1 pseudogene is annotated in these 593 nt (G+C 40.6%); it reads left to right on the forward strand.

Annotation, left to right across the window (positions count from 1 at the left end):
• A pseudogene (locus A1019T_RS12655) lies at positions 1-241 on the forward strand (transposase); the annotation flags it as partial.
• Positions 242-593: the final 352 nt, after the last annotated feature.

Consider the following 593-nt stretch of genomic DNA (forward strand, 5'->3'; position numbering starts at 1 on the left):
AATTGCCTCTCAGGCTTGTACGCTCGTGTGGCGTATTATGCAAGCATCTGATAAACAGTCACAAGAGTTTGCTTTGTTTTTAGTGCGCCTCTCAGGTCGGCAAATGAAACGCAGCAAACCAATAACCGCACCTGCTGTGATGGCAGGATTGTTCCAGTGGCTTAATTTTACCGAACTGGTAAATCATTATCCACCTGACAAACTGCGTGAATTCGCTGATGCCGCTAGTAAATTTGTGTAGATACCTATGCTATAAAACTACTGGCGAGCCATTATTTTATTCGGTCGCAACACTGCTTCTTATAAGCTTCTTTAGCAAAAAGCCTTATGGATATAAGCCTAGACAGCAAGTCAGGTTTGACTTTAAAGTATCCGATAGGTGGTCGGTCGGAATAATGTCTGCTAATTTCAATGGTCTAGACGACGCTTTGATAAGGCTCTCTTTATCGTTCCTAATCATATAGTCAATAAATACTTAGTTCCATAAACTCAACCTCTGCACACGACAAAAAAATCATCCCCACCGGATTTTCATAGGTTTAGGGGTTAAAAAGCTAACTAACTGTCGAAAGACAGTCTTATCATTGTTAAAA

The sequence above is a fragment of the Psychrobacter piechaudii genome, from assembly GCF_900162825.1.
Classification (GTDB): domain Bacteria; phylum Pseudomonadota; class Gammaproteobacteria; order Pseudomonadales; family Moraxellaceae; genus Psychrobacter; species Psychrobacter piechaudii.